The organism is Sarcina sp. DSM 11001, assembly GCF_900101015.1.
In the GTDB taxonomy this organism is placed as follows: Bacteria; Bacillota; Clostridia; order Lachnospirales; family Lachnospiraceae; genus CAG-791.
In genome coordinates, this window is the sequence record NZ_FNFZ01000011.1 from 118,571 (window position 1) to 128,862 (window position 10,292).

Below are 10,292 nucleotides of genomic sequence, written 5' to 3' on the forward strand. Positions count from 1 at the left end.
CATGAAGACCTGCCGGACCATTGCAGGCAGGGCTGGGAGTACAGAACTGAGAAACTGCCGTCGGAGGACGGACCAGGAGGCGGAAATTGAAAGAGCAGCGGGAGAATAAACAAAAGCGGGGAATGATGGTCTCCGTCCGTGCCCTTTTCGGCATTCTTTTCTTTCTGCTGATGATCGGAACGATCCTTCTGAGCTGTCTCTTTAACTCCATGTTCCTGGAAAGATATTATGTCTCTGACAGAAAAAACGCCCTGATCCGCGTCTATACCGATCTCCAGAATGCTTCGGTCAAGGATCTTCTCCAGTCGGATGATTTCGATATCTCGCTGCGGCAGTCCCTCAGACAGGGAAATGTCAGCCTCCTGGTGATGGATTCCGGGACCAGGAAGGTCAAGGTCTGGTCCGCGGACGAATCTGTGATGGAAGACCGCCTTTATGCCAATATTTTCGGCATTACTCCTGTCATGGAAGAAAAGGAGCAGGAGAAGGAGACCGGTGGAAACAGAGGCAGGAGGGAAAACGGGGAAAACGAAGAGCAGGGGCAGTATGAAGAGGACGGTTATATTTCTAATTATGTCATCGTCCGGATCCTGGAGCAGGAACAGCCCTATACGATCAATGTGGTCCTGGACCGCCGGGGAGGGACGAGGAGTCTCGAAATGTGGGGGCCGCTCGGTGAGAGCAGCTTCTTTTTACTGCGCTCCCCTCTGGAGGATATCCGCAGCAGCGCCGCAGCCGCCAACCGTTTCTTTGGCTATGTGGGTGTGGGGCTGGCCGTGGCGGGTGCCATCCTCGCCTGGTGGCTCTCCAGGCTGATCACAGCGCCGATCCGGCAGCTGACCGAGATCTCCGACAGGATGAAGAGCCTGGATTTCAGTGCCAAATATGAGGGCAGGGGACGGACGGAGCTCGACCTTCTGGGACGGAATATGAACGAGGTCTCCCAGAAGCTCGAGGAGACGATCTCCGCCCTGCGGACGGCCAACAACGACCTCAGACGGGATCTGGACCGCCGCAACCGGGAGGAGGAGATGCGCCGGGAGTTTCTCTCCAATGTCACGCATGAACTCAAGACCCCGATCGCCCTGGTCCGCGGCTACGCAGAGGGGCTCCAGGACGGCATAGCGGACGATCCTGAAAACCGCGCCTTCTATCTGGAGACGATCGTTGAGGAGTCCGACAGGATGAACAACATCGTCCAAAAGGTCCTGCAGCTCAACCAGCTGGAATTCGGGGACGGAAGTGTCTCCATGGAACGGTTTGACATCACGGCGCTGATCAGCAACTATCTGGAGAACGCGTCCATCCTGGCGCAGAAAAACGGCCTGACTGTGCAGTTTGAACAAAAGGATCCCCTGTTTGTCTGGGGCGATCCCTTCCTGATCCAGGAGGTTTTTCAGAACTATTACAGCAATGCCCTGAACCACGCGGACGGAGAAAAAGTCATCGATATCCGCTGTGAACCCGCAGGGGATCTTGTCCGGGTGACAGTCTTTAATACGGGGAACCCCATTCCGGAGAAATCCCTGCCCCATATCTGGGAGAAATTCTACAAAGTGGACAAGGCCAGGACCAGGGCTTACGGCGGCTCCGGCGTCGGGCTTTCCATTGTAAAGGCGATCATGGACCTCCACCACAGGGACTATGGCGTCGAAAATTACGAGAACGGCGTCGCTTTCTGGTTTGAACTGGACCGGAGCGGCGACAAGGGCAGTTCCTGAAGCCTTGGGAGGTGAACATGACAGCGATCATTGATTATGATGCGGGCAATATACGGAGCGTGGAGAATGCGGTCCGTTATCTGGGCCATGAGGCGGTCGTGACCGCCGACAGCAGCCGGATCCTGTCGGCAGACCATGTCATCCTGCCGGGCGTGGGCGCCTTTGGAGACGCCATGGAAAAGCTCCGGTCAGCCGGACTGGAGGATACCATCCGTCAGGCGGTGAAGGCCGGAATCCCTTTTCTGGGGATCTGCCTGGGGCTCCAGCTTCTGTTTGAGGAGAGCGAGGAGAGTCCCGGCGTGAAGGGCTTATGCCTGCTGCCGGGCAGGATACGCCGGATCCCCGAAGGAGACGGCCGCAAGGTCCCCCAGATCGGCTGGAATGACCTCAGTTTTCCCCGTGAAAGCCGGCTTTTCCGGGGGATCCCGGAGGGCAGCTACGTCTATTTTGTCCACTCCTATTATCTGGAGGCGGCTGATCCGGCTGATGTTGCAGCCAGGACCGAATACGGCGTCCGCATCGACGCGGCCGTCGAGAAGGGCAATCTCTTTGCCTGCCAGTTCCATCCGGAAAAGAGCGAGCGCACAGGGATGCGGATCCTGGAGAATTTCCTGAATCTGTGACAAGGTCATCTGACAACAGAAGCGGAGGCAATCCTATGCTGACAAAAAGAATCATTCCCTGCCTGGACGTAAACCGCGGCAGAGTCGTAAAGGGCGTTAATTTCGTTTCCCTGAGGGACGCGGGCGACCCGGTCGAAGCAGGCGAAGCCTATTCCAGAGCCGGCGCCGATGAACTGGTCTTTCTGGACATAACGGCTACGAGTGATGCCCGCGCCACCGTCGCGGACATGGTGCGCAGAGTGGCGGAGAGGGTCTTCATTCCTTTTACTGTCGGGGGAGGGATCCGGACGACCGGGGACATGCGGGCCATCCTGAGAGAAGGCGCGGACAAGATCTCGATCAATTCCGCAGCGATCAACCGTCCGGAACTCATCGCCGAAGGAGCCGAGAGATTCGGCAGCCAGTGCATCGTAGTTGCCATCGATGCCCGCCGCAGACCTTCCGGGGAAGGCTGGACCATCTACAGGAGCGGCGGACGGATCGACACAGGGATCGATGCCGTAGAATGGGCAGTGCAGGCCGAAAAGCTGGGTGCCGGCGAGATCCTTCTCACCAGCATGGATGGAGACGGGACAAAGAACGGATATGACCTGGAACTCACCCGGGCGATCTCGGATGCTGTCCGCATACCCGTCATAGCTTCGGGCGGAGCAGGAACTCTGGAACATTTCTATGATGCCCTGACGGCTGGCGGAGCTGACGCGGCGCTGGCGGCTTCCCTCTTCCACTTCAAGGAACTGGAGATCCGTGAGGTCAAGGAATACCTGCACGCAAGAGGGATCCCGGTCAGGCTGTGATCTTAGACCCGGGTCTTACGGAGCCAGCCGGGGAACCAGGTGCTGCCCGTTTAGAAAGGATTTTTATTATTATGTCCGGTTTTATGGATTTTTGGAGAAACAGAAGCAGACTTTTTTTCAAAAATGGTGAGACAGAATCCGATGGAGAGACAAAAATGAAAGCAGAGGGCATGAAAACAGAAGAGTTCAAGACAGAAGACATTATAGCGGAAAAAGCAGCGGCAGAAGAAGCAGCAGAAGAAACAGCAATAGAAAAACCAGCGGCAGAAGAAACAGCGGCAAAAGAAACAGCGGCAGAAGAAGCAGCGGCAGAAGAAACAGCGGCAAAAGAAACAGCGGCAAAAGAAACAGCAATAGAAAAAGCAGCGACAGAAGTAAAAACCGCAGAAAACAGCAGCGCGCAGCAGGCAGGAGCGGAAAAGGAACCGGAGAATGCAGCCTCCGCATCCGGACAGGATCAGATCCCGGATCCGGAAGAGGTCTTTAAACATTTTTATGCCATCTCCGCGATCCCGCACGGTTCATTTTTCACAAAGGAACTGAGTGATTATCTGGAAAACTTCGCGTCGGAGAACGGGCTGGCCTGCATGAGGGACGAGGCCGGAAATCTGATCATTTCCAGGCCGGGTTCCAAGGGATATGAGAATGCCGAGCCGCTGGCCCTCCAGGGTCATATCGATATGGTCCTTGAAAAAGAAGCTTCCAATTCCATTAACATGGAAAAAGAACCCATTACCCTGATCAAGGACGGGGACTGGCTGCGGGCTGACCGGACAACGCTGGGCGGCGATGACGGGATCGCTGTCGCCATGATGATGGCCCTTCTGACGGATAAAACCATTGAGTGCCCTCCCCTCGAATGCATTTTTACTGTTGATGAAGAGGTGGGACTCAGGGGCGCCTATGCTCTGGACCTCAGCGGGCTCAAAAGCCGCAGGATGATCAACCTGGATTCGGAAGAGGAAGGTGTCATCACCTCTGCCTGTGCGGGAGGGGTCCAGATGATCTGCACTCTGCCCGGCATCAGACGGGAGAAAAAGGGAAAACCCATGGAGATCACGATCAGCGGCCTGCTCGGCGGTCATTCAGGAGAGATGATCGGCAAAGGAAGAGCTAACGCGGACCGTCTCCTGGCCCGTCTTCTTTACAGGCTTGACAAAGAGGCAAAATATTACCTGATCAGCTTCAACGGCGGAAAAAAGGACAACGCGATCCCCAGGGAGGCGAAGGCAGAGATCCTTTTTGCCGGAAATTATTCCAAAAAAAATATTCGTGAGACTGTCAGGAATTTTGCAAATGATATCGCGAAGGAATACAGTGTGACAGATCCTGATATCGAGATCACGACGCGGTGGATGGATAAGGACGGAGAAAAAGAAGATAAATATATTGTTTTCAGACGCAAGGACACCAGGCGTATGGTGCGGTTCCTCATGGCCCTGCCCAATGGAGTGATCCGGTTTTCTCCCCTCTTCAAGGATATCCCCCGGACCTCCCTCAATCTCGGGATCGTCAAGACCATGGCGGACGGTATGTATACGGACTCCCTGCTCCGGAGCAGTCTGGACTCCCAGAAACAGATGCTGGTGAACCGTATCCTGTGCATCGCGGAGGAGTTCGGCATCGACGCAAAAACAGATGGCTCCTATCCCGCCTGGGAACTGGTCGAGAAATCCCAATTCAGAGAGATGGCGGCAGAGGTCTACCGCCGTGTGACCGGAAAGGAAGCAAAGGTCCAGGTGACCCATGGAGGCCTTGAGTGCGGCATTCTGGCGGCAAAGGTCCCCGGACTCGAATGTATTTCGATCGGGCCTGACATGGAAGAGATCCACACTCCTGCCGAACGGCTGAGCATTCCCTCCTGTCAGAGAACCTGGGAATATGTCAAAGAGCTCGTTGCCGCCTGCGCGAAGGCCTGATGATAAGGCAGTAGACTGAAAACCCCAAATCGCACGGTAAGATGGGAAAGGAATGAGAGGATATGGCAGCGATCACCGGGGACTGGCTGGAGGCCCTCCGGCCGGAGTTCTCAAAACCATATTACAGGGACCTGTTCGCCTTTGTGCAGCAGGAATACAGGACCAGGACGATCTATCCGCCTGCACAGGATCTCTTTAACGCCCTTCACGAGACACCGCTTGGAAGCGTGCGGGCAGTGATCCTGGGCCAGGATCCCTACCACGGAGAGGGCCAGGCCCACGGAATGTGCTTTTCCGTCCGTCCCGGCTGTCCGCCTCCTCCCTCCCTGATCAATATTTTCAGGGAGCTTCACGATGACCTGGGATGCTTCGAACCCGATAACGGCTACCTGATCAAATGGGCGCGCCAGGGAGTGCTGCTCCTCAATACGGTCCTGACTGTCCGCGCCCATCAGGCCAATTCCCACCGGGGCCGCGGATGGGAGCAGTTCACGGACGCGATCCTCAGGGCGGTGGACGCCCAGGACCGGCCGATCGTCTATATGCTCTGGGGGACGCCTGCCCAGACCAAGGCAGCCATGCTGGGAAATCCCCGGCACCTCATCCTCAGGGCTCCCCACCCCAGCCCCCTGTCCGCCTACCGCGGGTTTTTCGGCTGCAGGCACTTCAGCAGATGCAATGCCTTTCTGGAGAAAAACGGAGTGCCGCCCATAGACTGGCAGATTGAAAACCTGGGACAGGTTTAGCTCACATTTGTTAAGAAATACCGGTCAGATGAGTCACTGACCACAAAAGCCGGTGCTGCTTAAATCAAACAGGCCAGGCAGATAAAGCAGCAGAGACCCTGGTCCGATGAAGTACTGATCACCAGGCCTGAGAAAACCAAGAAATGAGAGGAATCAATATGAATAAAATCCCCTATGTAACCAGGGAAAAAGCCGAAGAGATCGCCGCGCAGTATCCCACCCCCTTTTATCTCTATGATGAGAAAGGAATCCGGGAGAACGCGAAGGCTGTAAAAGAGGCCTTTGCCTGGAACCCCGGCTTTCGGGAATACTTTGCCGTCAAGGCGACGCCCAATCCCTATATCATGGATATATTCCGCGATTACGGCTTCGGCTTTGACTGCTCTTCAATGACGGAGCTGATGCTGTCGAATGCCGTGGGGGCCTCGGGACATGAGATCATGTTTTCCTCCAACGACACTCCCGCTCAGGAGTACGCCTTTGCGGCGAAGCTGGGCGCCATCATCAATCTCGATGACATCACCCACATCCCCTTCCTTGAAAAGATCCTGGACGGGAAGTTCCCGGAGACCATGTCCCTGCGCTACAATCCCGGCGGCGTCTTCCAGATGAGCAACGGGATCATGGACAATCCCGGCGATTCCAAATATGGCTTTACCAAGGCTCAGCTCTTCGAAGGCTACCGGATCCTCAGGGACAAGGGAGTGAAGCACTTCGGCCTGCACGCTTTCCTCGCCAGCAATACGGTCTCCAATGACTATTACCCGGAACTGGCCGGAAGACTTTTCAGCCTGGCGGCAGAGGCACAGCGGGAACTCGGCATCCACTTTGCCTTCATCAATCTCTCCGGCGGCGTAGGAGTCCCCTACCGCAAGAGCGAGGTCCCCAATGATATTCGTGTGATCGGAGAGGGAGTGCGGGAAAAATACGAGCGCATCCTCGTCCCCGCGGGAATGGGAGATGTCGCGATCTATACCGAGATGGGACGCTTCATGCTCGCCCCCTACGGTGCTCTCGTGACCAGGGCGATCCACTCCAAGCATATTTACAAGGAATATATCGGCGTCGACGCCTGCGCGGCCAACCTCATGCGCCCCGCCATGTACGGCGCCTATCACCATATCACTGTCCTGGGCAAAGAGAACGAGATCTGCGATCACACCTATGACGTGGTCGGGTCCCTCTGCGAAAACAACGACAAATTCGCCATTGACAGGGAGCTTCCCCGGATCGACCAGGGAGACCTGCTCTTTATCCATGATGCCGGTGCCCACGGCTTTGCCATGGGCTACAATTACAACGGCCGCCTGTGGAGCGCCGAGCTTCTCCTCAAGGAGGACGGCTCTGTCCAGCAGATCCGCCGCGCTCAGGAGCCCAGGGATTATTTCGCCACCTTTGACCAGACCCCTTACTATGCGAAGATGTTCCCGGAAGGGTAAAAGTATTCCTGAAGGTCGACAGACAAATAAACAATGGAAGGCCTGGATTATCTAAAAAGCCCCGGCGGGTCAGGACCCGCGGGGCTTTTTAACAGTCCGGACAGTTTTGAATCCGGGCAACATTCCGATTAGGATTCTCGTACGACATTTTATTCTTCATCACGGAATTGTACCCACGATGAAGCGAGTTTCCCTTTTTGTGCGTGTATCCCTTATCTGAAGACACGGGTATTACGCGATGAAGAATAAATGATTGAGAGATCTTCACTGGCCTTTGCAGATGCCAAAAGCAGTAGAGCTGTAAAAAATGAAAGGACAGAACAGCGAATTATGAAGGGTACGATTGAACTTGAGACCGGCCGCCTGCGTCTGCGCAGGTACCGGCCGGAAGATGCGGCACTGCTTTATCATTATTTGGGAACTGATGAGAAGATGTATGAATTTTCCGGATGGAATCCCTATGCGACCCCGGAAATGGCGGAGTCCTCTGTGCGCGGATTCATCGATTCCTACGAAAACCCCTCATTTCACGGTTGGGCAATCGAATTAAAAGAAAATTCCTCATTCATATTTGCCGGCACGGTCGGCGCCTACGACTATGATCCGGATGCCGGTACGATCGAGGTAGGCCTCAGCGTCCGCCGCGATCTGTGGGGCAGAGGAATCGCGGGAGAGTCCCTGCGGGCGGTCTTTCATTATCTGACCCGCGTGGAAAAGATCCCCTGTGTCAGGGCCTGGTGCGCAGCCCCCAATACAGGGTCCAAAAAGGCCATGGAGAAGGCAGGCATGTATCAGACCTCTGTGGAGAAGGCAGGCCTCAGGGTCGGCGGGGCAGTCTACGACAAGTTCAATTATGAATATACGGGAAAAAATGATGGAGAAAAGGCAGCGGGTAAAAGTGCTTCTGATGCCGCAGATCTGACCTTCCGCATGGAGGGCGGCACCTTCAATTACCGGGTCGGGGCTATCATCATCCACAAGGGGAAGATCCTGCTGATGCACAACGACGAGGAGCCCTATTACTATACGGTAGGCGGGAGAGTACACTTTAACGAAACGACAGAAGAGACTGTAGTCCGTGAGGTCAAAGAGGAGATCGGTGTGGATCTGGAGATCGACCGCTTCCTCTTTTTCCAAGAACAGTTTTTTGACGGGAAGGTCACCGGAACACATATCCATGAGCTTGGCGTCTACTACCTCATGAAGGACAGTCCTGCCCTGGATCATCTCGAGTGCAGGTCCGTCACAGCCCGCGGCGCCGCGGAGGAGCTTCTCTGGGTCCCTATCGAGGAAACCGGAGAGTATTACATCGTTCCCGAGTCCATCGCGGCCAGGCTTCGGAGCCTTCCCTCTCACCCGGAGCACATTATCGAAATCGACGAGCGGTGAGAGAGCGCTGACCGCTCCTGGTCCACCCCTCAACGGCGAACCTCCGGTGATACACACTGTTCCGGCCGGCAGTGCAGGGCAGCTGCCAGGCAGCTGACGGTCTCCCAGGCCGCTCTGCGAATGTCTTTCTTGCGCTGCTCATACTGCTGGATAGTCCGGACCGGGACGCCGGAGGCCTCCGCCAGATCCCGCTGGCTCATCCCTGCCTGTTCCCGCAGGCGCTTTAATCCGATACTTCCTTCATAGGCCGAGAGGCGGCGCAGCCGGTCGATCTCATCAGCAGAATGCTGCAGATCCATCTCATGATACTTCCGGTACATATTAGCGACTGATGAACAGGAAACTTCCTCAAATAAGTCCCGGAAGCTGCAACCGGTATTCCACTGATACCATGCCAGCGTATAACCGGTCCAAAAAGCATCTGACCGGTCTTCATAGGGAGCGGGGTCTTTCGTGCAGCCCTGCCCTGTCACACGGCGCAGAACCTCGTCCGCCAGTTCTGTTCCGGACATACCTGCCACATAGCGTGGATTCCCCCTCCCGAACTGGTCCGCAACACCGGACTGCACAAACAGCCTGCAATAGGGATCGTATTCCATTCCCAGGTCATAAATGACATAGTGGAGCATGTGGGCAAAAACCTGCTGGGCATTTTCAATATATAATCCGCTGTATGCGTGTGTCATCCGGTCCAATCTCCTCATCCAGAATCCGGGGCATATAAAGCTGCCCCTTCCGCCATCCTTCCCGGTCCTGACGGAAATATCGCTGCCTTGCGGTACGGTCCCGCCTTTCTTTTTGGGGATACCACTCCGAGGCGTCCACCGGCTCGTAATCAAGAAAACGTATCTGACGGTAACTTTTTTCGCTCTTAAGAACAATTTGTTCTCCGAGCTTTCCCAGATACATGGCCTCTTCAAGCTGTTCAAGTGAGATCGTCCCGTTGAGGAAATCCGCAGCAAAGGAAAAATAACTGTCATCCGCCCGGTAACCGATGACGATATCTGCATCCTGATCAGGGATTCTGAAGCGGTCCAACAGGTAACGCTTCGCTTCTCTCCCAAGAAGGGAGGTGATTTGGAACCGTCGGTTTTCCAGCAGGATGGCAAGCCAGTGCAGGATGCTGTATTCACCCTTATTTAAATACAGAATATTCAGACCTGTCCGATCCAGCTCGTAATGGTTCAGGAAGCCGTCCCTGTTCTCGTCAACACTCCATTCTCTGGCAAGATCCGCACTTTCCGAGCAATAGAATCCGTTTCCGTAGTCATTATTGTTTTTACTCCCGCCGAAGCGGGGGCGTGTAATGATTTTTTCAGAACCGTGGTAGATGCTTAAAATGTTTTTTTCATCCATCATTGATTTGCTCCACTGTCCGGCAGTTTACTCACTGCGGTATTGAATCAGGTCCGGTGCGGCAAATCTGCGGAAAAGAAGCAGAAGACCTGCAGTACTATATCTATACTCCTAAAGGAGTATAGATATAGTAGCATTGATCCGGCCTGCTGTCAAACCGAACAGATCGGCTGACCGTTAATTTTATCTGGGGTGGACCCATCCTGCTCAAAAGATTCTTTTATGGAAGTAGGCAACTGCACAGTATATGGTTCAAAAATACATTAAATATGTTATAAAATATGAAAATATTTTAATATAAT

At 54.7% G+C, this 10,292-nt stretch carries 9 protein-coding genes; 7 read left to right on the forward strand and 2 right to left on the reverse strand.

All coding sequences use genetic code 11. From position 1 onward, the window contains the following. Nucleotides 1–86 precede the first annotated feature (86 nt). The 7 genes from BLT02_RS07725 to BLT02_RS07755 all read left to right on the forward strand — a co-directional run bounded on the left by BLT02_RS07725 (nt 87) and on the right by BLT02_RS07755 (nt 8,634). On the forward strand, nt 87–1,721 hold the full coding sequence (locus BLT02_RS07725) for an ATP-binding protein (RefSeq protein ID WP_092993287.1): 1,635 nt from the start codon (nt 87–89) through the stop codon (nt 1,719–1,721). A gap of 17 nt (nt 1,722–1,738) precedes the next feature. Continuing rightward, complete coding sequence (gene hisH / locus BLT02_RS07730) at nt 1,739–2,344, forward strand: imidazole glycerol phosphate synthase subunit HisH (protein ID WP_092993289.1); 606 nt, start codon at nt 1,739–1,741, stop codon at nt 2,342–2,344. 35 nt (nt 2,345–2,379) lie between these two features. Beyond that, nucleotides 2,380–3,141, forward strand: a complete 762-nt coding sequence (gene hisF, locus BLT02_RS07735; RefSeq protein ID WP_092993292.1) for an imidazole glycerol phosphate synthase subunit HisF — start codon at nt 2,380–2,382, stop codon at nt 3,139–3,141. A gap of 155 nt (nt 3,142–3,296) precedes the next feature. Continuing rightward, complete coding sequence (gene pepD, locus BLT02_RS07740; protein WP_139187477.1) at nt 3,297–5,060, forward strand: beta-Ala-His dipeptidase; 1,764 nt, start codon at nt 3,297–3,299, stop codon at nt 5,058–5,060. 62 nt (nt 5,061–5,122) lie between these two features. Beyond that, nucleotides 5,123–5,806, forward strand: a complete 684-nt coding sequence (gene ung, locus BLT02_RS07745; protein WP_092993298.1) for a uracil-DNA glycosylase — start codon at nt 5,123–5,125, stop codon at nt 5,804–5,806. A gap of 158 nt (nt 5,807–5,964) precedes the next feature. Then, nucleotides 5,965–7,245, forward strand: coding sequence for a diaminopimelate decarboxylase (locus tag BLT02_RS07750; protein ID WP_092993301.1), 1,281 nt, complete (start codon nt 5,965–5,967; stop codon nt 7,243–7,245). A gap of 330 nt (nt 7,246–7,575) precedes the next feature. Further along, nucleotides 7,576–8,634, forward strand: coding sequence for a GNAT family N-acetyltransferase (locus BLT02_RS07755; protein WP_175453737.1), 1,059 nt, complete (start codon nt 7,576–7,578; stop codon nt 8,632–8,634). Nucleotides 8,635–8,663: 29 nt separating this feature from the next. Here the strand turns inward: BLT02_RS07755 and BLT02_RS07760 are convergent, their stop codons facing one another. Together BLT02_RS07760 and BLT02_RS07765 are read right to left on the reverse strand one after the other, a co-directional pair. Continuing rightward, the gene (locus BLT02_RS07760) at nt 8,664–9,320 is read right to left on the reverse strand and encodes a helix-turn-helix domain-containing protein (RefSeq protein ID WP_175453738.1); all 657 of its coding nucleotides are present in this window, start codon (nt 9,318–9,320) and stop codon (nt 8,664–8,666) included. Continuing rightward, nucleotides 9,289–9,993 carry a DUF3990 domain-containing protein gene (locus tag BLT02_RS07765; protein WP_242869734.1) on the reverse strand — a complete coding sequence of 235 codons (705 nt, stop codon included), beginning with the start codon at nt 9,991–9,993 and terminating at the stop codon, nt 9,289–9,291. Before BLT02_RS07765 ends, BLT02_RS07760 begins: the two co-directional genes overlap by 32 nt. Nucleotides 9,994–10,292 lie beyond the last annotated feature (299 nt).